General features: G+C 68.7%; 23 protein-coding genes. 11 read left to right on the top strand and 12 right to left on the bottom strand.

Annotated elements, in window-relative coordinates; all coding sequences use genetic code 11:
* Window positions 1-8: 8 nt before the first annotated feature.
* A complete protein-coding gene (locus tag ACIQE0_RS10750) occupies window positions 9-362 on the bottom strand; it encodes a hypothetical protein (RefSeq protein ID WP_402330611.1) in 354 nt (117 codons plus the stop codon).
* A gap of 88 nt (window positions 363-450) precedes the next feature.
* On the opposite strand from ACIQE0_RS10750, the gene ACIQE0_RS10755 reads away from it, so the two are divergent.
* The 3 genes from ACIQE0_RS10755 (at window position 451) to ACIQE0_RS10765 (ending at window position 2,567) form a co-directional block, all read left to right on the top strand.
* Window positions 451-804 (top strand): ArsR/SmtB family transcription factor, encoded by a 354-nt coding sequence (locus ACIQE0_RS10755; protein ID WP_402330614.1) that lies wholly within the window; start codon window positions 451-453, stop codon window positions 802-804.
* Window positions 805-966: 162 nt separating this feature from the next.
* Entirely contained in the window at window positions 967-1,398 is a 432-nt protein-coding gene (locus tag ACIQE0_RS10760) for a hypothetical protein (RefSeq protein WP_402330616.1), read from the top strand.
* Between the two features lie 404 nt (window positions 1,399-1,802).
* A complete protein-coding gene (locus ACIQE0_RS10765; RefSeq protein WP_402330617.1) occupies window positions 1,803-2,567 on the top strand; it encodes a GNAT family N-acetyltransferase in 765 nt (254 codons plus the stop codon).
* Between the two features lie 106 nt (window positions 2,568-2,673).
* Here the strand turns inward: ACIQE0_RS10765 and ACIQE0_RS10770 are convergent, their stop codons facing one another.
* Window positions 2,674-3,438 (bottom strand): alpha/beta hydrolase, encoded by a 765-nt coding sequence (locus tag ACIQE0_RS10770; RefSeq protein WP_402330619.1) that lies wholly within the window; start codon window positions 3,436-3,438, stop codon window positions 2,674-2,676.
* A 930-nt stretch (window positions 3,439-4,368) separates the two neighbouring features.
* On the opposite strand from ACIQE0_RS10770, the gene ACIQE0_RS10775 reads away from it, so the two are divergent.
* Window positions 4,369-6,999, top strand: a complete 2,631-nt coding sequence (locus ACIQE0_RS10775; protein WP_402330622.1) for an ABC transporter substrate-binding protein — start codon at window positions 4,369-4,371, stop codon at window positions 6,997-6,999.
* A gap of 288 nt (window positions 7,000-7,287) precedes the next feature.
* Here the strand turns inward: ACIQE0_RS10775 and ACIQE0_RS10780 are convergent, their stop codons facing one another.
* The 3 genes from ACIQE0_RS10780 to ACIQE0_RS10790 form a co-directional block, all read right to left on the bottom strand.
* Window positions 7,288-7,479 carry a hypothetical protein gene (locus ACIQE0_RS10780; RefSeq protein WP_402330625.1) on the bottom strand — a complete coding sequence of 64 codons (192 nt, stop codon included), beginning with the start codon at window positions 7,477-7,479 and terminating at the stop codon, window positions 7,288-7,290.
* 140 nt (window positions 7,480-7,619) lie between these two features.
* Entirely contained in the window at window positions 7,620-7,844 is a 225-nt protein-coding gene (locus tag ACIQE0_RS10785; RefSeq protein WP_366330969.1) for a helix-turn-helix transcriptional regulator, read from the bottom strand.
* Complete coding sequence (locus ACIQE0_RS10790) at window positions 7,844-8,452, bottom strand: DUF2975 domain-containing protein (protein ID WP_402330628.1); 609 nt, start codon at window positions 8,450-8,452, stop codon at window positions 7,844-7,846. Before ACIQE0_RS10790 ends, ACIQE0_RS10785 begins: the two co-directional genes overlap by 1 nt.
* Before the next feature lie 458 nt (window positions 8,453-8,910).
* On the opposite strand from ACIQE0_RS10790, the gene ACIQE0_RS10795 reads away from it, so the two are divergent.
* From ACIQE0_RS10795 to ACIQE0_RS10810, 4 genes are all read left to right on the top strand, one after another.
* Window positions 8,911-9,543: an HAD family hydrolase gene (locus ACIQE0_RS10795; protein WP_402330630.1), complete on the top strand. Its 633-nt coding sequence runs from the start codon at window positions 8,911-8,913 to the stop codon at window positions 9,541-9,543.
* A 327-nt stretch (window positions 9,544-9,870) separates the two neighbouring features.
* Entirely contained in the window at window positions 9,871-10,266 is a 396-nt protein-coding gene (locus ACIQE0_RS10800; RefSeq protein ID WP_402330632.1) for a hypothetical protein, read from the top strand.
* Window positions 10,267-10,283: 17 nt separating this feature from the next.
* Window positions 10,284-10,454 (top strand): hypothetical protein, encoded by a 171-nt coding sequence (locus ACIQE0_RS10805; RefSeq protein WP_402330635.1) that lies wholly within the window; start codon window positions 10,284-10,286, stop codon window positions 10,452-10,454.
* A 96-nt stretch (window positions 10,455-10,550) separates the two neighbouring features.
* Window positions 10,551-11,030, top strand: a complete 480-nt coding sequence (locus ACIQE0_RS10810) for an OsmC family protein (RefSeq protein WP_402330638.1) — start codon at window positions 10,551-10,553, stop codon at window positions 11,028-11,030.
* 676 nt (window positions 11,031-11,706) lie between these two features.
* Here the strand turns inward: ACIQE0_RS10810 and ACIQE0_RS10815 are convergent.
* Window positions 11,707-11,919, bottom strand: coding sequence for a hypothetical protein (locus tag ACIQE0_RS10815; protein WP_402330641.1), 213 nt, complete (start codon window positions 11,917-11,919; stop codon window positions 11,707-11,709).
* Window positions 11,920-12,297: 378 nt separating this feature from the next.
* Here ACIQE0_RS10815 and ACIQE0_RS10820 point away from each other — a divergent pair, with 378 nt between their 5' ends.
* Window positions 12,298-12,837: a hypothetical protein gene (locus ACIQE0_RS10820; protein WP_402330643.1), complete on the top strand. Its 540-nt coding sequence runs from the start codon at window positions 12,298-12,300 to the stop codon at window positions 12,835-12,837.
* Between the two features lie 522 nt (window positions 12,838-13,359).
* Here the strand turns inward: ACIQE0_RS10820 and ACIQE0_RS10825 are convergent.
* The 3 genes from ACIQE0_RS10825 to ACIQE0_RS10835 all read right to left on the bottom strand — a co-directional run bounded on the left by ACIQE0_RS10825 (window position 13,360) and on the right by ACIQE0_RS10835 (window position 16,163).
* The gene (locus ACIQE0_RS10825) at window positions 13,360-14,010 is read right to left on the bottom strand and encodes a response regulator transcription factor (RefSeq protein WP_366330963.1); all 651 of its coding nucleotides are present in this window, start codon (window positions 14,008-14,010) and stop codon (window positions 13,360-13,362) included.
* Entirely contained in the window at window positions 13,998-15,224 is a 1,227-nt protein-coding gene (locus tag ACIQE0_RS10830; RefSeq protein WP_402330645.1) for a sensor histidine kinase, read from the bottom strand. Before ACIQE0_RS10830 ends, ACIQE0_RS10825 begins: the two co-directional genes overlap by 13 nt.
* Before the next feature lie 123 nt (window positions 15,225-15,347).
* Window positions 15,348-16,163 carry a helix-turn-helix transcriptional regulator gene (locus ACIQE0_RS10835; RefSeq protein ID WP_402330646.1) on the bottom strand — a complete coding sequence of 272 codons (816 nt, stop codon included), beginning with the start codon at window positions 16,161-16,163 and terminating at the stop codon, window positions 15,348-15,350.
* 71 nt (window positions 16,164-16,234) lie between these two features.
* Between ACIQE0_RS10835 and ACIQE0_RS10840 the strand changes: the two genes are divergently transcribed.
* Window positions 16,235-16,951: an SDR family oxidoreductase gene (locus ACIQE0_RS10840; RefSeq protein ID WP_402330649.1), complete on the top strand. Its 717-nt coding sequence runs from the start codon at window positions 16,235-16,237 to the stop codon at window positions 16,949-16,951.
* A 153-nt stretch (window positions 16,952-17,104) separates the two neighbouring features.
* Here ACIQE0_RS10840 and ACIQE0_RS10845 read toward each other — a convergent pair whose 3' ends face one another.
* The 3 genes from ACIQE0_RS10845 to ACIQE0_RS10855 all read right to left on the bottom strand — a co-directional run bounded on the left by ACIQE0_RS10845 (window position 17,105) and on the right by ACIQE0_RS10855 (window position 18,244).
* Complete coding sequence (locus ACIQE0_RS10845; protein WP_402330652.1) at window positions 17,105-17,536, bottom strand: ASCH domain-containing protein; 432 nt, start codon at window positions 17,534-17,536, stop codon at window positions 17,105-17,107.
* Window positions 17,537-17,609: 73 nt separating this feature from the next.
* Window positions 17,610-17,873, bottom strand: coding sequence for a hypothetical protein (locus ACIQE0_RS10850; protein ID WP_402330655.1), 264 nt, complete (start codon window positions 17,871-17,873; stop codon window positions 17,610-17,612).
* A 164-nt stretch (window positions 17,874-18,037) separates the two neighbouring features.
* Window positions 18,038-18,244, bottom strand: a complete 207-nt coding sequence (locus tag ACIQE0_RS10855) for a hypothetical protein (protein WP_402330657.1) — start codon at window positions 18,242-18,244, stop codon at window positions 18,038-18,040.
* A gap of 311 nt (window positions 18,245-18,555) precedes the next feature.
* On the opposite strand from ACIQE0_RS10855, the gene ACIQE0_RS10860 reads away from it, so the two are divergent.
* Complete coding sequence (locus ACIQE0_RS10860; RefSeq protein WP_402330661.1) at window positions 18,556-21,948, top strand: HelD family protein; 3,393 nt, start codon at window positions 18,556-18,558, stop codon at window positions 21,946-21,948.
* Window positions 21,949-22,045 lie beyond the last annotated feature (97 nt).

Genomic DNA, 22,045 nt, shown 5'->3' on the forward strand with positions numbered 1-22,045 from the left:
TCCTCGGGTCAGGAGGTGGCGAAGAACAGTTCGTGTCCGATGCGGGCGTCGATCTCCAGGTATTTCCAGAGCGGGACCTCGCCGACGCGTTCGTGGCGCACGATGCCGCAGACCGCTTGCACGGCGGCCAGGTCGGGGGCGTCCGCGAGGACGTAGGAGACGGGTTCGCGTGCCCCGGTGCCGACCTGGAGGACGTCCTCGTCGAGGGTGCCGAGCACGGTGAGGCCGAAACGTTCGCCGAGTCGGTCGAAGGCGGGCGGGATCGCCTCGAGGACGCGCTGTTGCTCGTCGGCCGGGGCGGCGTAGAACTCGCGGGTCACCCAGAGGCGGAACAGGACACGGAGGGACGTGGTAGCGGACATGACGCTCCCTTGATTGTGAGGGTCACGGAGGTGACGTAATCTCGACGCGACAGTCAAACAACTATCACATTGTTAGAGGACCTTCGAAGTGACGGCCACGCCCCGCCCGCGCCTCGACGCGGCCGACTCCGACCAACCGGACACCGCGGACATCGAGCTCAACGCGGTGCTGCACGCCGCCGCCGACCCGCTCCGTCGGCACATGCTCGCGCTCCTCGCCGAGGGCAGCGAGCTCACCGCCGCCGAGATGGACCTGCCCGTCACCCGGGCGACCGGCAGCTACCACTGCCGGATCCTGCGCCAGGCCGGCTGGACGCACACCAGGGTGCGCGGCCGCGAGCGCTACCTGTCGCTGCGCCGGGAGGACCTCGACGAGCGCTACCCCGGCCTCGTGGACGCGGTGCTCGCCGCGGACCGCGCCGAACGCGGACGGGCGGAGTGACGGCCACGACACCGACGCCGTCGTCCGGGTACCTGCCGGAACGCAGCTCGGGCAGGACACTGAACGCCACGCCCGCAAGTGCGGCCCTATGGTGAGACTTCTCCAGGGCGGGATACGGGAAGTAGCTCGCGCCTGGTTACGGTAGTAACCAGGCTTCAGCGAATGGGGGTTGTGGTGGAACCGTTGGTTCTGGCAGCAGGGACGGCTCTGGTGAGCGCGATGGCGACCGATGCCTGGCAGCAGGCGCGTGCGTCGGCGGTGGCCCTGTGGCGGCGCGTGCACCCGGAGCGTGTGCCGACGATCGAAGCCGAGCTGACAGAGGTCCGGGACGAGGTGCTGGCTGCGCGGGCCGAGGGCGACACCACGGCCGAGGAGGGGATCACGGCCGACTGGCAGCGAAAGCTGCGCAGGCTGGTGCAGAACGATCCCGCGCTGGGGCAGGAGCTGCAACGCGTACTGGACGAGGAGCTGACCCCGCTGCTGCCGCGGGACGCGTCCCCCCGCAGCGGCACGATCACCATGCAGGCGACGGCCTCCGGGAACGGCCGCAACTACCAGGTGGGCCAGGGCAATCTGACGATCAACGAAAAGTGAGCTCCACCGCCCCTGCCGACCTCCCCGTCGCGGTCAATGATCACGGCGGGGAGCCCGGCCGGGGCGGAAGGACGGGGCCGAGCCGAAAAGCCGCCCGAGTCCATGCAGCATCCTCCGCGCCGGCGGTTGAACACACACGCCGGTGCGCGCTGGCCGCAAGTGGCCCGGACGCATGTCAACTCCCTGACATCAGCACGCACTTCCGCGAAGCCGCCCCGACGTCAAGCACATCGTCTCGACACGCGAGCCGGCTGCCCCGCACCCAGGGCGTGCATCGAAGGTGAAGTCGCCAGCACAACATCGCCGACGGACGCCCCAAAATCACGTGCGCCCTTCACCCGGCCATGCTGGAATCGTTCGCCATGAATGCCCATTTTCCCAGTGCAGCCGACCTGACGGACAGAATGGAAAGGAACCTGGCGGAACATGCCTGCCACCTGCATCGGAGCATGACCGGAGCAGCCGTCACAGAGACCGGTGACCTCCTGGTCGCCGACAGCGGCCTGGACGACGACACTTTCAACATCGTCGCCGCGGCTCGCTTCACCGCCGCCACCGCACCGGCACGTATCACCGAGACCGCTCGGACGCTGGCCCGCACCGGCCGCCCCTTCTCCTGGTGGGTGGGGCCCGCCTCGACACCATCGGACCTCACCACCCGCCTGGCGGCAGCCGGCCTGTCGGCGTCCGAACGCGAGACGGCCATGTGGGCCGAGCTGGACGACACCCTGCCACTGCCCGCCGCCCAAGGACTGGACATCCAGACGGTGGCCACGCCCCAACAGCTCGCCGACTACGCCGCGGTTCTCGCTGCGAACTGGTCCCCGCCCGCAGACACCGTCCGCCGCTTCTTCGCCCAGGCCGCCCCGCAGGCACTGGCCGCGCACTGTCCGGCCCGCTACTTGGTCGGCTACGTGGAGGGACGTCCGGTCTGTTCGGCCGAAGTGTTCCCTCACGCGGGAGTTGCCGGGATCTACAACATCTCCACCCTCGCCGCCCACCGCCGACGTGGCTACGGAGGTGCCATCACGCTGGCCGCACTCCACACGGCCCGCGACCGGAACCACCCCATCGCGGTCTTGCAGGCGTCCGCCGACGGCGAGCCCGTCTACCGCCGCCTGGGATTCCGCTCCTGCGGCCAGTACACCGAACACACCATCCTCCCCTGAACCACCCCAACTCCCCGAACCATCCGCCCACTTCTTCGCCACGACACTGGCCCGGGCCGCGGTAGCGGCGCCCGACGGGGAGACCGGACGCCGCTGCCGCTCACCTTCAGGCCGCTGAGGTGGCCGCCTGGCCAAGATGCCTGGCGAAGAACCGGACCGCACTGTCGGCCTCGAACCTGGGCAGGTCGAAGTGCTTGCCCGCGTTGGCGTGCAGCGTCTTCTCCTTCGAGGCGAAGGCGTCGAACAGCGCGAGGCTGGCCTCGCGCGGGATGCGCTCGTTGTCCCACTGCATGTCGAACTCGATCGGGATGGTGATCTGCTTCGCCTTCTCGACCAGCGCATCGGGCCACATCATGCCGAAGACCGCGGCCGTGATCCTGGGCTCGACCGCCACCAGCGGCATCCCGATCGCGGTACCCATGGAGATGCCGAAGTAGCCGACCGGCCCATCGGCGCCGATCTCCGGAAGCCCCTGAAGGGCATCCAGGGTCGCCTGCCACTCGGGCACGGCGAGCTCCGCCAGGCGGGCGTTGTAGCGGACGACGATCGGCCCTTCCGGCTCGCCCGCCGCCTGCGCCTTGCGCAGCTCGGCGATCTCCTGCTCGTCGTACGCGGTGCGCGGCCGGTCGCCGTGACCGGGTGCGTCGATGACGGCGACATGGAAGCCGCAGCCGGTCACGAGGCGCTGGGCCCGGCCCGCCATCGCCGGATGCTTCTTGTGGGTGCCACCGCCGTGGCCCATCAGGACCAGGGGTGCGCGATCGGCGCCGGAGACCGGCGACCAGAGAACTCCGGGGATCTCACCCACGGTGAAGTCGCGCTCGACCATGCCGTTCGACGACGACTCGGCGGTGAACTGCAGAGAATGCATAGGTGTTGCCTTTCGAGAGTGCCTTGTTGTCGAGGCGCTCCCGGCGACACCTATGTCAATCGCCGGCCGTGACGGGAAAGGGGGAGCACCCACGTCGATACAGCGTTCATGGGTCTCACCTCCTCGGGCGGCGTCACGGTCAATTGCAAGCTATCAGCCTGGTCATCGTCCCTCCAACTCGTTTTCCCCGTCACTGATCACCACTCCAGACGGGCTCCGGAGGGGAATGACGTATGCCGTTGTGCCGCCGATCATTGCGGAGGCAGAGAGAGCACGAAGTCGCACTGGAGCAGTAAGCGCTTGTCCCATGTGGCGATCTTGGTCGACTTCTTGGAGCAGGTCGGGGCCCGCCGCGAGTCCAAGGAACCGTTGGATCTTCCGGCCGTGCCGGCCGAGGCATTCGCTGGGTTCGATGCCTGTCCGCGCGATGCGCGGGATGATGTTGCGGCGCGCGGCCGCCTCGGGCGCTCGGCCGAGTGGTAGGGCCTTGTCCGCGCGGAGCTTGGCACAGGGCGGCGTCGGGAGAGACGTGCAGTTTGCTGTCCCTCTTACCCCGGTCGACCGGATTGCGCCCGGCCAGCGAGCCCCCACGAGTAGTTCCGTACGCAGCACTCTCGCGTAAGCCGACCTCCTCTGGGCAGGAATGAGGCAGCAGGTACATATATCTGCACCCGCGAGCGTGCCATGTGCCGCGTTTTCTGCACTTTGGACGCATTTCGAACGAGTGCCGGACCGATCTCGATGCCGGCATGGCCAGTTGTGCAGTATCGGTGGATGAGTTCGCAGGCGTGTTGACCAACTCGACGTCAGGCGCGAAGAGTTCACGTTACGTTGCCGAGTGGGGGGCTCATGGCTATGTCTTCGGATGCGTCAAACTGGTTTCCTGACTCTCCGGGAGCCGAAGTCTTCGTCCGTGAATTCCGTACTGCCGTGGCTCCGGGTGAGCGCGGGTACCTGCGAAGCACTCCTCCGCTGGTTCTTCTGCAGATCGACAGCGAGGTGGCGTCGTATGCGGCGAAGGTTCGGCGGGTTGCCAGCTCGCTGGCCGACGCCCTCCATGAGGACGGCAAGCTGGTTCCCTACGCCTCCTTGGAGTTGGAGTTCGCCCAGGAGGAGCGACCGACGCTGCTGACGGCCGTCGCGGGAACCCGACTGGCTTTCGGGGTACCCCGAAACATGACACCGAATCGCTTTCCCGACTTCGAACTGCTGCGGGATTTTGTCGAATGGATCTGCAATCCACCTGAGGGGGCGCAGGAGCGGGGCGGAGCGAAGGCGCTGCGCAACCACGCCTATGAGCAGCGCGTCGGACGCGGGGGGCTACCTGCCGCTCTGTGGGCCGTCGGCGGCAGGTCGGCACCGCCCGGCCTCGGGGGAATTCAGGGCTGGCTGCTTGAGACGCTGTTCCAGCCCGCCTTCCGAACGTTGCCGCGGTGGCTGTGGGCTCGGCACCGGAGCCGCAAACTGGTGCGTGGCTGGTTGGGTGCGGCGCTGCGCCAACGCGCAAGCCATGAGGGGCTGTTCGAGGTGCTGGAGAACGTCGCCAGCGTGCAAAGAAACCGCCTCGACCTGCCGGCGGATCACGCACAGCACCGAGAAGCCCTGCAGGTCCTGGAAGAACTCCTCGTACGGTCCTTGCTTGCCGACCTGAACACGCCCGCCGTCGGCCGTCTGCTGCCCAAGCAGAGGCGTCGCACCGCCCGGCCGGTCCTGCTGGTGGCGCTGCCGGCTCCGGACACGGAAGGAAGCCGGGCGGCGGAGCGGTTTCTGCGCGCCTTCCATCAGGCGCGGGATACGGGGCCGGCACCGGGGCCGCTGGTCATCGCGATGGGCCATACCTCGGCGGGACTCCTCGCCGATCTGGGGGACCCGCAGGTGCGCAACCTCACCCAGGCGGGGCTCCTGCTGCACCAGCGCGCTGAGCCCGTGGTGCTGACGCGACTTACCGAGGAGTCCTTCGAAGCGGGGCTTCCCCTTCGGCGGGTAGGGCCGAAGCGGTACCGGTTCGGATGGCGCCAGCAGACCGCGCTCATGACGGTGATGGGCCTGCTGAGCACCACGCTGCTGGCCTTCGGCGCAAGGGAGTTCTTCGGCTGGGGGAAGACCCACGCCTGCCTGGGCGGTGACGCTTCCGTCGCGGGGTCCGACCCCGTCGACCCGGTGTCGGCCAGCCCCCAGGAATGGATGGTGGCGAAGAAGGCGATCGACGCCGAGAACGCTCGCGCCGAAGCTTTCGAGAGGAGCGGGTGGAAGGTCCGCACGGTGGCGCACATCGGGTCGAGCCAGCCCAAAGGAGAGACTGACGCCCAGTTCAACGGGGCGGTCCCCGAGCTGCGAGGCATCGCCTTATGGCAGCACAGACTGAACAATGAGGCGCAGAGCAACGGGAGGATTGTGCCGCTGCGGGTCGAGGAGTTCGAAGCGGGCGCAGCGTTCAAGGATGCCGAGCAGGCGGCACAGGCGGTGGTCAACAAGGTAAACAATCCGGAAGGCGATGACAGCAGGCACCCCATCGTGGGCGTGATCGGACTGGCACAGAGCCGAGGGGAGACCCTCAAGGCACTCAAGACCCTGGAACAAGCAGGCATTCCCGTGGCGGGCACGACAGCGACTGCGGACGAGATGTCGATAGCCGGCACGGACAACACCTACTGGCCGTTCGCACCACTGAATTCAGTGGAGGCTCGCATTGAGGCCCGGTTCGCCAGCACGTCGCCAATCGTGTCACTCGGCGACCCGGAACGCGGATGCACTGCATCCGACTACGCCATCATCGTCAAGAACGACGCAGATCTGTACAGCAAGAACCTGGCGGACAAGTTCAGCGGAGAGTTCTCGAAACAACCCCAGAGCGACACAGAAGACTTCAACTTCGACCAGGACCCCAACAATCCGGTGGCATCCGGCGAACTGTCTTCGGCGAACACACTTGCCGACAGGGTGTGCCAGGAAGCCCAGCGCCATCCGCGCGCGGTGGTGTACTGGGCCACGCGAGCTCGCGATCTGACAGCTTTCCTCAACGCCACGGAAGGCAATGAGTGCAGCAGTCGCAGCAGCGGCCTCACCGTCATGGGAGGCAACGAGTTGACCAACCTGGCCCTTGCCGGCGCCTTCCACAACAAGGACTGGCTGCGGTTGTACTACTCCGCACACGCCCTACCGGCCAGCGACCACCGCGCCTCCGAGGCCACCAGGAAATTCGCGAAAGACTACACATCGTTCATGAAAGCCAAGTCGTCGGGCGCCGACCCGTGGGCACAGGACGGGCATTCGGCAGTGGCGTACGACGCGCTCCAGGCCCTTTCGAAGGCCATCAACCTGGCCGCAGCGAGCGATGACCTCAGGAAACAGGGAGTACGCGCCGCACTCGGGAGTGGAAAGGTGAATTTCGAGGGGGCCACCGGGCATGTCGAGTACCACGACCCCGGCATGCCACCTACGGACAAAGCCCTCGTCCTGTTGAAGCCGTCCCCAAAGGGCCCGATTGCCGTGACGGCGTGCGGCGCCTACACAGAGGGGCAGTCCTACAGCGGACAACCGGCACCCTGTGATGCCTACTGAACACCTCGGCCGGCACCGCTGAAGCTCCAACAGTCGATCTCCTGACTCTTCGGCCACCGCCACCTCACCATCCGATACGAACGGCAGGCGCATACATCTCCTGGCTTCCCTCGGAATCGCAGCGGACCTGACCTGCTCCAAGAAGCCGGCCAGGACCGCCACTTGAGACAAGCCCCCACCTTGGTCTTTCGTGACCTCAGCCGACGGAGCCGGTGGACCGATTCGCATTCCGCCGCTGATGGCGGACAGCACGGTGGCCCAGGTGCCGCGCCGGCAGGAGCCCCTCCCTCACCGGACGCCGACCGGCCCGTCGGGCGCCGTGACCAGGGCGTGCACCGCCCCGAGCAGCTTGGCGAGCAGATCGCCGGGCAGGTCCGCACCACACCGGTTCACATCGGCGGTGACGTGCAGGCTCAGGCCCGAGCCGGCCGTCTCGTTGAGGGCCTCGATGCGCACGGGGAGACTGGTGTGGTCGTGCATGTCCTCCTCGACCGCGAGCAGCCCGGAGCTGAGGAGCTCGTCGCGGGGGTGGAAGCGTGATGGTGGAGTCGCGTGTTGGAACCGTCTGAATGCGTCAGCCGCTGCGGACCCAATCAGCCCGGACCGGCGGTCGAGTCGCGTCACTTGGTGCCGAATGTGAGGACGTCTCCGGGTTGGCAGTGGAGTTCGCGGCAGATCGCGCTGAGGGTGCTGAAGCGGATCGCCTTGGCGCGGTCGTTCTTGAGAATGGACAGGTTCGCAACGGTGACTCCGACGCGTCCGGCGAGTTCGGCGAGGGTCATGCCGTGGTCGGCCAGCAGTTGGTCCAGGTGGCAGTGGATCTCGTGCGGATCCTCCGGGGGCATCAGACCAGGCCCTCCGTGTCTTCGCGTAGTCGGGCCCCCTGGCGGAACGCCGCAGCCGCGGCTGCGGTCAGCAGGCACCCGAACACTGCTGCGGTGCTCATGGCATAGGGAGTGCGGACGGCCTGTTCCACCGGCGTGCCCTCGACCAGGAGATTCGTCGTCAGGACATCCAGGGCCGGGGGGATCGTACCGATCAGGAGAAGGGCCCCGGCGATGACGAGCAGGCGGCGCGTGTTCTGCGGGACGAAGAAGTCCCCCGCGTGGAAGGTGCGGGCCGTGAGGAGGAGGACGTAGAAGATCACGACCAGCAGGATCGCGCCTGTCAGGCCGGGCAGGATCAGCAGCAGCCGATCCCCAAGGCCCGGAGCATGGAAGACGAGGTCGGCCTGGCCGGACCCACGCAGCGTCACCGACCCCGAGGCCGTCGCGTGGGGCGCGGATGCGGCGACACTGACCGTGCGTGTGTCGGTCATGGGTGGGAGCGGTCCGAAGACCCCGAGGATCGGGAACACGACCTTGAACAGGCCCACCAGTAGCAACCCCAACCCCAGGGCCATCTCCAACACATGGCTGTTGGCTCGCACCCACCAGGGCGATGTTTCGGACATGAGGATCCCCCTTGCTCGGGCAGTTCCATATCGCTATTCGATGCTATCGATAAACGATATGCGGCTGTCAAGGTAGAGCACGCCTCGCCAGGGTCAGGACAGCGCGTCCTGGGGCGACGTCTCGCCGGGCCGCCTTGGCGAGCGCCTGCGCGGAAAGTCATGATCAGACGGGAGTTCCGCGTGGGCGTTGGCTGACGGCGGCGGCATAGGCTGCCCAGTCCCCGGCGGATGCCTTCTGCCACTGAACGGCGACTTGGATGTAGACGCCGAGCATCCGGGCGAGGACGGCGGCCGACAGCTCTGAGGCGAGGGTGAACAGGGGTGATGAGGCTTCCTGAAAACGGTCAGAGGCGCTCCTCCTCGTTTGGTCCGGTTCCGGATGGTATGGGGAAGTTGGGGAGCAAGAGCAACGTCACAGAACAACAGGCGCCTGTCGATCGCTCTGCTATTCAGGGGCAATGATCGTTCCCAGCACATCGGGCAGGCCGTTTGACGCGGTGCTGTGCGACCTCGACAACGTGATCCGGTTCTATGACTCGACCCATGTAGCCAGGCTGGAGCGGTTGGCTGGACTGGCCGAGGGGACAACCGCGCATGTGGCCTATGCGCCGGAGGTGGACCTGCCCCTGCTTCTCGGCCAGATCAGCAAGGCGGAGTGGGTGGACTCCATCGTGCGCGGGCTTAAGGATGAAGTCTCGCAGTCGCAGGCCCGCGAGCTGGGATCAGCATTCGCCGAAGCGCCCTTCTGGGCGGACAAAGCAGTCGTAACCATGCTTCGCCGGATCAAGGAACACGTGCCGCTTGTCCTGGTGACCAATGCAACCTTGGGCCTGGAGAGCGATCTCGAATCGCTGGGACTGTCGGATTTCGCGGACCACGTGGTCAGCAGCGCGCGCGTGGGGGTGGCCAAACCAGACCGCGCGATCTATGAAATCGCGGCCAAGCGAGCGGGGGCGGCCATGGAGCGGTGCCTCTTCGTGGACGACAGGTTGGAGAACGTCGAGGCCGCAGTTGCGCTGGGGATGACGGGAGTGCACTACCGGCGGCCCGAGGATCTCCACGAGGCGTTGGCTCCCGTGCTTGGTGGGTGAGACCGCGCGATCTCGCATGTCGCAGGGGCCGCCGACCGTCAGGTCGGCGCCCCCTGCGGGATCAGCAACGTTCCTGCCGTGGACTGCTTCGTGGTGCCGGCAGCGCTGTCGTTCGGCTCCCAGGTGGTGCCGCACTCACGATCAGCGGAGGGCCCGCGAGGCGCCCCGCGGGCCCAGACGGCCTGACGGGATCGGATCGCAGTGGAGTTGCTCAAAGTAGTGGGCAACAATCTCGGCGCCAGCGACCATTGGGCGTGCCGCGCCGCCAACTCCGGTCGGCCTGGTCGCCCTTCAACGGGCGTCCGGAGTCGGGGGAGAATGCAGCACATGGATGACGCGTTCACACTCCTTCGGCAGGCCCTCGATCTGCTGCCGGAGGACGCAGCGGCAGAGAACGGACAGACGGTCGGGGATGTACGCGGGAACATCGTGCGCCAGGAGTGGGAGATGGTGCTCGGCGTTCTCATCGAGATCGGGGATGTCCACCCCGTGTCCGTCGAGTTCTGGGAACTCCTCGCCGAGGCCGCTCGCCAGATGATGCTCGACCGCAGCCGGCGTTGGTGCGAGTGGCGGCGCTGGGAAGTTCGACATGGCACCGTCCGGGCCACCCTGAGCCTGGTGGGAGCGGAGGAAGGCCGACGCCGGACTGCTTTGCCGCAGACGGACGGCTCCGGCCGATGTGGGACATCGGCAACCGCACCGCTGGCGGGGAGCGAGCACTGAACATCGCCCGGTTGTGGGTGGAGTACGCGCAGGAGCTCGGCCCGGGAGAGACCGCCGACGTTCGGCTGGCTCCTCTGAGCCCCAAGCAGTGGAGGCACCTGAACTGCGGCGACGTGATCACCATGCACGAAGCCCGACCTGTTTCCGGAACGGCCACCGTGATCGAGGTCCTGCCGCCGCGCGCCTGAGCTCAGCTCGCGTAGAAGTGGTCGCCGGGCAGGACAGCCGCAGCGCACGAACACGACAGCCCACCTCACGACAGCGCGAGGCTAGGCTCTGGCCCCATGACGACAACGCATACCTACGACGTCACCGTCGAGTGGACGGGCAACCTCGGGCCGGGCACGGACAGTTACCGGTCCTTCAGCCGGGATCACGAGGTGTTGGCCGACGGCAAGGCCGGGATCGCCGCCTCCTCGGATCCCGCGTTCCGCGGCGACCCCGCGCGGTGGAACCCCGAGGAGTTGCTCGTGGCATCCGTTGCCCAGTGCCACATGCTCTGGTACCTCCACCTGTGCGCAGACGGCGGGGTCACCGTCGTCGACTACGAGGACCACGCCCATGGCGTCATGACCATGGACGAGAGCGGCGGCGGAGGCCAGATCACCGAGGTCGTCCTGCGCCCCGAGGTGACGGTCGCCGACGCGTCGATGGTGGAGAAGGCCCGCTCGCTGCACGGCGGCGTCCACGCGCTGTGCTTCATCGCCCGCTCGGTGAACTTCCCCATCACCCACGCCCCCGTGATCCGCGTCCAGGACAACTGAGCGGCACCGTACGGGTGATCAGGTCAGGCTGAGCCCGCACGACGGACCACTCACCGCTCACCCGGCGCCGGAGCGCGGCGGGGAGCATGCCGTCGGTACGTCCGGCCGACCACGCGCTACAGCTCCGCACCATTCCCGGCGATGAGGGGCCGGACGCCGGGAACGCCGTCGGAGCGCAGGCGTACGGCGAGGTGGCAGGGGCCGCGTCACCGGCCCGCCTTCCCTGGTGAGCCGACGCCGCCGCAGGTCTCTCGCCGGTCGACGATGCGTTTCACGGTCACAGGAGGTCGACAGGGGTGACAGCCGGCAAGGAGAAGGGGGCCCGCGATGGGCAAAGTGTTCACTCACATGACGATGTCGCTGGATGGGTTCGTTGCGGATCCACATGACCAGGTCGGGGAACTGTTCGACTGGTACGAGGCGGGGGAGGTGACCCTGCCGAACCCGAACGAGACCGTCTCGTTCCAGGTCGACGACGCCAGTGCGCAGGCGCTACGAGAGTTGACCGGCAACTGCGGTGCACTCGTCGCCGGCCGACGCCTGTTAGACATCGCCCATGGATGGGGTGACAAACACCCGGCAGGCGCCCCCGTCGTCGTGGTCACTCATCGCGCGCCTGAGGACGCCGCCACACAGTGGCCCACGACGACGTTCGTCGAGGGAGTCGAAGCCGCGATCACCCGGGCCAGAGATCGCCGGCGATCAGGACGTCACTATCGCGAGCGCGACGATCAGCCGGCAGGCACTCGATCTCGGTCTGGTGGACGAGGTATGTGTCAGCCTCGTTCCGGTGCTGTTCGGCGAGGGGATCTCCTACTTCACGAAGCTGGAGCGGGGCCGCCAACTTCTCGACGACCCGATCGTCGTCCAGGGACGTCGTGCCCTTCACCTGCGGTACCCGGTCCGACGTCAGCCTCGCGCTGTCGTGAGCGGTGCTGGCCGAGGGGTGATCAAATGCGCGCGGAGTGCCGCTGCTGACCTGGGACGACGGGATGTATCCAGGATGCGTTCGTCGGCGTTCGGGCCGGTGGCCTCCTCCCCGCCGTCTCGCGCCTGGTCACCACACCCACCAACAGCGAAATCCTGCGCAACAGGCTCGTCGGTCCCCTGCAGCGCATCCGGAAGAGATCCGTTGATCAAACGTCAAAGGGACATTGATCGCTGCTCGCTAACGTCGGTGCGGAGCAACTCAGTCGAGCAACGACGAGATGGGGTAGGCATGTTCCGCACGCGAGGCAGGGGAAAGGTGTCCGCCTTAGCCGCCAGGGTGAACACACCCAAGCGTCGGGCCGCCATCGTGGCCGGAGTCATCGCGAGTGCGTCCGTGGTGCTGCTGGGGACAGCCTCAGCCGAGCCACACAGTTCGGTGGAGCCGGCGACGGCCACTGCCCAGACGGCCGCGGCGGTCGACTCGGCACATGGACGCTGGCAACCGCCGGCGGACAAGCACGGGGACGTCAAGGCGACGGAAGCGGACATCAACGCCGACTACTTGATCAGCGACGTGGCACCGGCGCAGTTCGGTGGCCGGCGGAACCAGTCCCACATCAGGGGCATCAGCGTGACGTGGAGGGCCCCCTCGGGGCGGGACCCGTACGACGGTTGGGACTGGATCGAGATCCTGGACAGCCACAGCAAGCGCGTCACCTGGGACTGGGCCTGCGCCAAGGACCACTGCGACGCGTACGGCTCGACCCTGATCGACAAGGCCCTGCCGAAGGGCAAGCGGTACGTGGCCGTCTACTGGAGCGACGGGGGCCGGGGCACCAAGGGCACCGCCCGGGCCGTCTTCCCGTTCTGGGCCTGACACGGGGCGCCGAGGGGGACGGCGCCGAGTCATGAACGTGGGCCGTTGCGGCGGCGGTTGACCACTTCGACGTCGCGGTCTCCGTGGCGGCGACCACGCTCGGGGCGGGAGATCTGGTCACTGCGGTGGTGAGGGGGGAGCGGGCGTCGGCCCGGTGGCAGGCGGCGATGACACCGGCATGGTGGAACTGCGAGTCCGCGCGCAGGATGCGCAGGCCGGTGCAGCCCGCTTCCACCGCGGTGGCCCGCGCCTCGCTGACGAACTTCGGGGCGCCCCGGGAGTCGGCCGCCTTGCCGCGGCGCATCCGCGCGGTGGCGATCACCGGCCGGAAGGCAGGGGCGCAGACCGTGGCGCGTTCAGAAGCGCCTGGCCGATCGTGCGTTCTGGAATCCTCGATAACTTCCATCGCCGCAAGCCACCAGGCACTTCTTCGTGTTCCGAGAACTATCCACAAGGCGTGGCGTGGGTTGGCGGATCAAGGCTTGGTAAGTCTGCCGTCGCGTGAGGGTCGGCCCGCTGCGGTCAGCCGGCAACGCTGTCCAGGTAGCTGAGGACCGCCAGGACCCGGCGGTGCCCGCCGTCGGCGACCGGCAGTTCCAGCTTCGCGAAGATGTTGCCGATGTGCTTCTGCACCGCGTTGTCGGTGATGAACAGGCGTTTGCCCAGCTCCGCATTGCTGAGCCCCTCGGCCATCAAGGTGAGCACCTCGCGCTCCCGCGGGGTCAGTGCGTCGACGGCATGCCCGCCCGGCCCCGCCAGCAACTGCGTGATCACCTCGGGGTCCATCGCCGTACCGCCTGCGGCCACCCGCCGCAGCGCGTCCACGAACTCACCGACCCTGCTCACCCGGTCCTTGAGCAGATATCCGATGCTTCCGGACCCATTGGTCAAAAGCTCGCGTGCGTATGCCTTCTCGATGTACTGGGACAGGACCAACACGGGCAGGCCGGGGCGCTCTTGGCGGAGTTGGAGCGCGGCCCTGATGCCCTCATCGCGGAACGAGGGCGGCAGCCTGATGTCCGCGATCACTGCGTCCGGGGCGTGCTCCGCGACCGCCGCCAGCAGGCCCGGCCCGTCCGTCACCACTGCGGCGACCTCGATCCCCTTGGCGCCGAGGATCAGTTCCAGCCCCGCCGCAAGGAGCACGTTGTCCTCGGCGATCACGACGCGCACGGCAGCTCCACTGTGACCGTGGTGGGCCCACCGGGCGGGCTGCTGACGAGCACGGTTCCGTCGAGTGCGGCTGCGCGGCGGCGGATCCCGATGACGCCGGAGCCCAGGGTCTCGTCCACACCGCCGAGTCCGTCGTCGGCGACCTCGACCAAGAGGGCGGCGTCCTGCCGTGTCAGCCGTACGGTGACCCGGGTCGCGCCACTGTGCTTGGCCGCGTTGGTGAGGGTCTCGGCCACGATGAAGTAGGCGGCGGCCTCGACGGCCGCGGGTAGTCTGCCCAGTTCGCCGAGTTCCACCTCGGAGGGGATGCCCGCGCCGGCCGCGACGGCGGACACCGCGCCCTGCAGGCCCCGGTCGGCGAGGATCGGCGGATACATCGTGCGGATCACGTCGCGCAGCTCCGTCATTGCCTCCTCGGCGCCCTCATGGGCCTCCTGGAGGAGCTTGGCAAGGGCACCGGAGTCGTCGGGAAGCTCTTCTCGGGCCAGGCCGAGACGCATCGCGATGGCGACGAGGCGAGCCTGGGTGCCGTCGTGCAGATCGCGTTCGATACGACGCAGTTCGGCACCGTGGGCATCGAGGACTCCGGCGCGGCTCTCGGCCAGCTCACCGACGCGCTCGGTGAGCCGCTCCTCTGCCGAGGGCTCCAGCGCGGTGACGGTGGTGCGCGCGTGCAGCCGGGCGAGGCGAGGCATGGCCCACCAGGTCAACGCGCCGGCGCCGATGCCTTGGACGACGCCCAGAACAAGGGCGGTGCCCCAGCCGGCCACCGGAACCACGCCGAGCAGACGCAGCGGCTCCTCCTCCGGGAACAGCTGCCACAGCAAGGCCGCGGCCACGCTGAACACGGCGGTTGCGACACAGGCCAGCGCAGCCAGGCCGGCGGGGAGGCCGGTGGCGACATGCCGCACGACCCAGCGCAGGTCACGGCGATTCTCGGTGTCGTCGAGCAGATGGCGCCACTGTGCGCCCAGCCCCTTGGGCAGTTCGGACGGGCGCGGGCGGATGTCGATGCCGAGCAGTGCGCCGGCCCGGCGCCGGTGCCACTCCGACCAGTGCCGCAGGGCCCTCATCAGCACGGGCAACGCCGTCAGGCCGGAGACGATCGCGCCCACGACCAGCAGCGGTAGTACGAGCATCGACACCATCGCCGTGAACAGGCCGACCAACAGGTACCGGCTGCCGAGTACTACGCGTCTTATTCGTTCCTGCATGTGGATCATTGTCCGCCACGCGAAACCGCCACACACTACAGCTAGCTGCACCTCACCTGCCGCCATCGGAGAGAAAGGGCGCGTGCCGGCCGACTCGTCATGCTGCTCGTCATGCCCCGCGATTCAGGTCGCCTGCCTGGCCAGGTTGTGCAGGGCCCGCGCGGCAGGTGAGCCGGGGTCGGCCGTGATCAGGACGACTTCCTGGTCGTCCTCGGGTACGAGCAGGACGTCGCAGTTCAACTGCAGCCTCCCGGCTTCCGGGTGGTCCAGGGTCTTGGTCCGGTGCCCGGGAGCGTGGACCGGACGCGTCTGCCAGATCTGCCGGAACTCCTCGCTGCCGGCGTGCAGTTCGGCCAGCAGGGCGGCCAGCTGCGGGTCATGCGGGTAACGGTCGGCGGCCCGGCGCAGCCGCGCCACCACGATGTGCCCGAACTCCTCGGCGTTGGAACTCTCGTACATCCGCCCCTGGCCCAGGAAGCGGCGCCGGGCCAGGTTGGTCGTCCCGGCTGCGAGGTCGCCGCCGAACAGTGCCTGGGCCAGGGGGTTCCAGGCGACGACGCCGTACCCCGCGTCAGTGACGAGGGCGGCGGTCTCCGGCAGCCGTTCCACCATCCGGGCCACGTGCGGACGTACCCGCCGCACCGCGCTGCTGCCCGGCGGCGGGGTCGATCCCGCCAGACGGAACAGATGGCTGCGCTCGGCCGGCGTGAGGCGCAGCGCCTGGGCCAGCGCGTCCAGGATCCGGGCCGATGGCCGCGGTCCCCGGGCCTGTTCCAGCCGCGTGTAGTAGTCGACCGACATATGGGCGAGCTCCGCCACCTCCTCGCGGCGCAGACCCGGGGTACGGCGGACGGCGCCCGTCGTCGTCAGCCCGACCTCGTGCGGACCAAGGCCCGCCCGACGGTCGCGCAGAAAGCGGGCCAACTCCTGACGCGCCATGCCACCTCCCCCGCTTGCCTGGTACAGACTGTCCCTGGCAGGACGCCCAGCGCCAGGGAACCGTGGTTCCCATGAACGATCGCACAGCACTGGTCACCGGTGCCGGCAAGGGAATCGGCAAGCACATCGCCCGGCTGCTCGCGGCCGAGGGCCTCACCGTGTACGTGGGCGCCCGCGATCCGGGGCGCGGGCGGCAGGCCGTCGAGGAGATCGGTGCCGGCGCCCGGCTACTGGTCCTCGACGTGACGGATCCCGACGGCATCGCACACGCCGCAGCTCAGGTGAACCTCCTGGATGTGCTGGTCAACAACGCCGGCATCTCCCCCTCACTCGCCCCACCCGCCCTCACCCACGTCGAGGAATACCGGCGTACGTACGAGACCAACGTGTTCGCAGTGGCGGCGGTGACCAATGCCTTCCTGCCCGCCCTGCGCCGGTCCCCGCACCCTCGCATCGTCAACATCTCCAGTGGCACCGCGTCGTTGACCTGGAGCGCCAACCCCAACCCCCAATTCACCCCGGGAAGCGGTGGCGCCGCCGCCTACCGGTCGTCCAAGGCCGCCCTCAACGCCCTCACCGTCCTCTACGCCCAGACGCTGGCCGAGGACGGCTTCAAGGTCAACGCGCTCGCCCCCGGCCTGCGGGCCACCGATCTCAACCCCCGGGCCGCCGCTGCCGGCGGCGACCCGGCCGAAGCCGCGCAAGGCGCCCTCCGCCTGGCTCTGCTGCCCGACGACGGCCCCACCGGCGGCTTCTTCTCCTGGGACGGAACACCCGTCCCCTGGTGAGGGGTTCGGGCACGGGCGGGCGTCGGGGGCAGCTGCCCCAGTAGTGAGGTGCCGTTCGGTGATCAGCCCGGGGCCCGGCGGCAGCGAGGTCGCCGGGCGGTCACAGGTCGGCCCGCCCCATCCTCCGGAATGCGCACCAGGACTGACGTGACGTCACGGGACCCGCGGGTCGTCACGCTCGACCACCCGGAACCGTTCGGCGACGACGAGAGTGTCGTCATCGATGACCGGGGTGCGCCCCAGGAACTCACTGACGCCCTCGCTCCGGAAGAACTCCTCGTGGGCCGTCCGCCACTGCCCCACATCGGAGTAGCCGCGCCCCTCGGCTCGCGCGAAGTCGTCGTCGATCTCCTTCATGGGAACGACGCGCACGTCGACAAGCTCGATGGTGACCGCCGGACGGCCTTCTGAATCAAGCACGGAGAATCGCTGACCGGCCGTCGGCACGGCCCCTCCGGCGTGCTCGTAGATCTCCAGGAGGCCGGTGAGCGCGGTCTTCTGACCACTCAGGATCGCCGCCACACCACGGTCACGTTCCGGACCGGGAAAGGCGAGTTCAAGAGTCGGAAGGTCGTCATGTCCCATCAGGCGAGGGTACGAAGCCCGAACGCGTCGCTCAAGCCGAACCCAACAACCCGCGGCAGAACGGGACTTCCCCTCAGTAGGGGTGACGGTTGGGCCGGTCCTCCCACGCCTTGTACGACGTGAGGCCGAGTTTCGGGTAGATCTGCTTCGTCTTGATCATCCGCTCGTGCAGCGGCTTCTTGAACTCCTCGTACTGGTACGCGTCGCAGAAGCCGATGCTCTCGGTGGCCTCCAGGTCGCAGCTGAAGTACACGGCGCGAAAGCGCGACCAGTAGATGGCGCTCAGGCACATCGGGCAGGGCGCGCCACTGGTGTAGATCTCGCAGCCCTTGAGCATCCGTGCCCGGAAGGGCAGTCTGTCGCCGCCTGGCGATCGCCCGCCACGTCGCACAACGGCATGGCGGGACACCGACGGTCGGCGACGCACCCGGTGGCGGCGCCGCCTTCCACCTCAGACCGCCCCCGCCGCCCCTCCCCACGCCACCGCGCCGTGGCTGCCGGCTACTTCGTAGCGCTGTAGATGAGCAGCGCCACTCCCCCGAGCACCGAGAAGACGACCCCGATGATCAGCAGGCTGACGAGTACGAGGGTGAACAGCTGACCGGCCCTGACCAGGACGGCGGCTGCGCCTCGGCGTTCCCGTCGGGACGGGGAGCGCCCGTGGGATCGGCGACGCTCCGCACGGCGCGGGGTACTGGTGCCGGCCATGCGGCCTCCTCTGCAACGGTGTTCAGCCGTACTCTGCCGCGACGCGCACAGGGCGGGAAGACCTGTGCGTGCCGTGACCGGACACCACTCTCCGAGACTGTCCGGTCCCAGTCGAGTATGGAATGCCCGCACCAGCAGTGCGAGTTGGGGCCCGCATAAGGTCAAGTACACGCCCTATGGGCGCAGTTCGGCCCCCTTCCGGAAAGTGACGCAATGACTGTGCGGCACCGTTCGGTCTCTGATAGTTATTTCGGTGGGGTACGGGCGCAGGCCTGTAGCGGTGTCCCTTCGGCGCCGCAGGGAGGACGCAGATGGGCACCACCACTCGGGACAAGGTCCTCGCCGTCGAGCAGAAGGCGGTGGACCACGCGTACGACTGCTACACGGCACGGCTGGCCGAAATGAGCGGAAAGTCGGCCGCCATGGCGTCGGCGAGCGGCAAGGACGGCATCGCCAACCGCATCGGCGCGGAGGAGCGCGCCGCCGCGTACGGAGGGCTCGGCGACGAGGCCCTTGTCTTCACCCGCGTCGACGCGCCGGAGGAACCGGGCACGGAGGCCCGCCCCTGGTACATCGGGCGTCGGGGTGTGCGGGACGCCTCGAACGAGCCCGTGGTCCTGCTGTGGACCAGCCCGCTGGCGAAGAAGTGGGCGGAGGCCCGTCCCGAGGACGCGGACGAGGTGGTCCTGCGGCGCCAACTGCGGTGTGTGCAGCGGGTCGTTGAGGATTATTTCGACGAGATCGCTCCGCCGGCAGCCGAGCCTTCTCCCGCTGTCGTCCCGGAGCCTCGGCAGACCACCGAGGACACCGGCACGGAGGCTCCGCGTCAGGCCCCCGCTCCGGCGCGGGCGGAGCGCATCGCGCCGGCCCCCGCCCGCGGCGGTGTCGCCCGGCGGCCGCGGCGGAAGCCGCTCCAGCCGGACGACTTCCTGCTGCGTGAGCTCCAACGCTCGCGCAGCGGCCGGATGCGGGACATCGTCGAGACCATCCGCCGTGACCAGATGGACCTGGTCACCGGATCTCCCTCGGATGTCCTCGTCGTGCAGGGCGGACCCGGCACCGGCAAGTCCGCGGTGGGGCTTCATCGCGTCACCTGGTTGGTCAACAACGACCACTTCAAGGCCCAGGACATCCTGGTCATCGGCCCCCACCAGCGGTTCCTCGACTACGTCGGCCGGGTCCTCCCCACCCTCGGCACGCGGAACGTCAACGTGGTCCAGTTGAACCGCCTGTGGGAGGGCGAGACACTCGGAACCGACTCCCCGCGGACCCGGCTGGTGAAGTCGGACGAACGGATGGCGGAAGTCCTGCGGCGCCGGGTCGAGAACGACTACCACCCCGATGCTCTCGACGGCCTGACCGTCGCTCCCGCCTTCGACGGCGACGAGCCCGCGATCGTCGTCACCGCGGGGAGCACGTCCCTGCGCGTACCGCGGTCCGAGGTCCTCGCCCTCCTCGATCAGGCCCAGGGAGGCGACGGCTCCTACCGGCAACGCCGGGACCGTTTCCGGGGGTTGCTCGTCGACCGGCTCCTCCAAGAACTCGCCGTCGTCGCACCCCGGCGCGGGCAGGCCGGCACGATCCGCCGTGATCTGGAACGCAACCGCCGGGTCGAGCGCCTCATCGAACGTGTCTGGCCGTCACCGGGCCCCCGCGAGGCCCTGCGCAGCCTCTACGACTCGCCCGAGCTCCTTCGCGTCTGCGCCGACGGCATCCTCGACGGGGACGAACAGGCGGCCCTGCTGCGTGCCCGCGCCGCCAGCGCCGACGCCGATCCGTGGACGCTGGACGACCACGTCTGCCTCGAAGAGCTCCAGGTACTCATCAGCGGGGACACTCCACAGCGTTACGGCCATATCGTCGTCGACGAGGCGCAGGACCTCTCCCCCATGCAGGCCCGGGCCCTGCGGCGGCGCTGTGCCGTGGGCGGCTCCATGACCGTCCTGGGCGACCTGGCGCAGGCGACCGGTCCTCACATCCCGACGAGTTGGGACCGCATCGGGGTGCTCCTGTCCGACCACGGTGACTGGCGCGTGGCCGAACTGAACACGAGTTATCGCGTCCCCGCCGAGATCATGGAGTTCGTCGCCCCGCTCGCGCAGGCGGTCGCGCCGACCCTGCCCTACCCGCAGGCGGTGCGGGAGGCAGGCGAAGACGCCGTCCGGACGGTGGCGACCGAACCGTGGAAGCTTCTCGACGACACGGTCGCGCAGGTGACCCGTCTGGTCGGTACCAGTGACGGCAGCACGCTCCGCTCCGTCGCCGTCATCGTCCCCGACGACTCGGACTGGCTGGCCGCGATCGGCCAACGGATCGATGCGGGCGGCGACATCGGCGACCAGCACCGCGAGGCGGTGTCCGTCCTGGCCGCTGCCCAGGCCAAGGGCATGGAATACGACCATGTCCTGGTCATCGAGCCCGCCACCATCGCCGACCGAGGACCCGCCGGTCTGCGGCAGCTGTACGTGGCCCTGACCCGCAGCACCCAGAGCCTGACCATCCTGCACACCGCCCCGCTCCCGGAAGCACTCGTTGACTCCGGGGAGAGGCGGGAACCTGCGGCATCCGGTGCCCGGCCGGACAAGGCAACGGAACGGCTTCCCCGGATCGGCACCGATGTCAGGGTCTCGGTCGTGGGCCGGGCCCCGGGCGGTCGCTACAAGGTCAAGCCGCTGTCCCCCGTGGTCGACCGCCCGCTGGTCCTCACCGTTCGCCATGGATCGGCCCTCCCGGAACGCGGCGAGAAGCTGAACTGCTGGGTGTTCGCGAACGAGACGAACCAGACCGTGCTCGCCGCGGACCAGCGCGGACGGTCGCCCATCACGGAGCGGATGGCGGGACGCTATCGCGCGGCACTGACGGTGCTCGGTGAGCTGGCCGAGAACAACGGCGAGGTGCCGGACGCCCGCAGTCGCCTCGCCGAGCTCCAGGGCATGGCCACCCGCATCCTCCGACGGGACCAGGCCGACTGGGTCGACGTACTGCACCTGTTCGGCGAGCCGGACCGCGAGGAGCTGGTCGCGCTGCGGGATCTGGCCGCGACCACCCAACGCAGGTTCAAGGACGGCAGTTTGGACGCGAGCCGCCTCAAGGAAGAGCTGACTGCCTCCGGTTGGGCAGCGCCCCTCGCCGAAGCGCAACGGGCCCTTCGGACCCGCTTCGCCAGCGAGGCGGAGCACGACTCCGACCGCACGGCACCCGTCACCCCACGGCAACCCGAACAGAAGGAAGAAGTCCAGATGACCGTCGCGGACACCACCTCCGCCGCACCGGCCCCCACCGCGAACGAGGGCTTCCTTCGCGCGCTGGAGGCGGCCGCCGACGCCGACCGCATGTGCAAGAAGCACGAGGCGGTCCGCCATGCACTGAAATCGTCGCTCCTCTGGGCGGACCTCCAGCCGGCCGACTCAGCGGTCGTCGACGTCAGTTGCGTCACCGAGCGCGGCCTCTTCCTCTACGAGGCACTGGGCACAGGCTGCTCCACCTACGCAGCCCTCCGCTCGGGCGCGACCCGGCTTCTCGAAATCAACCACACCCTGCCCACGCCGGCCGACGGTCTCTATCTCGTCCTCTGCGAGCCCCCGGCCGAGGAGTGGTCTGCGGACACCGTCCGCGACATCTTCCATGTCCACATCATCTGGCGAACCCCTCAAGGATGGGGCGGACAGGACACGGACATCGCGCTGGGCTCCTCCGGGGCGTGACTCCGCGCTCGTCGCCGAGCGGGGCATCGAGCGCTGACGGCGGCCTGGAGAGCGGCAGCCGGGAGCCGATCGGCGCGCTCGTCCCGCCCCGGCTGGA

Source organism: Streptomyces sp. NPDC093097, assembly GCF_044754325.1.
Classification (GTDB): Bacteria; Actinomycetota; Actinomycetes; order Streptomycetales; family Streptomycetaceae; genus Streptomyces.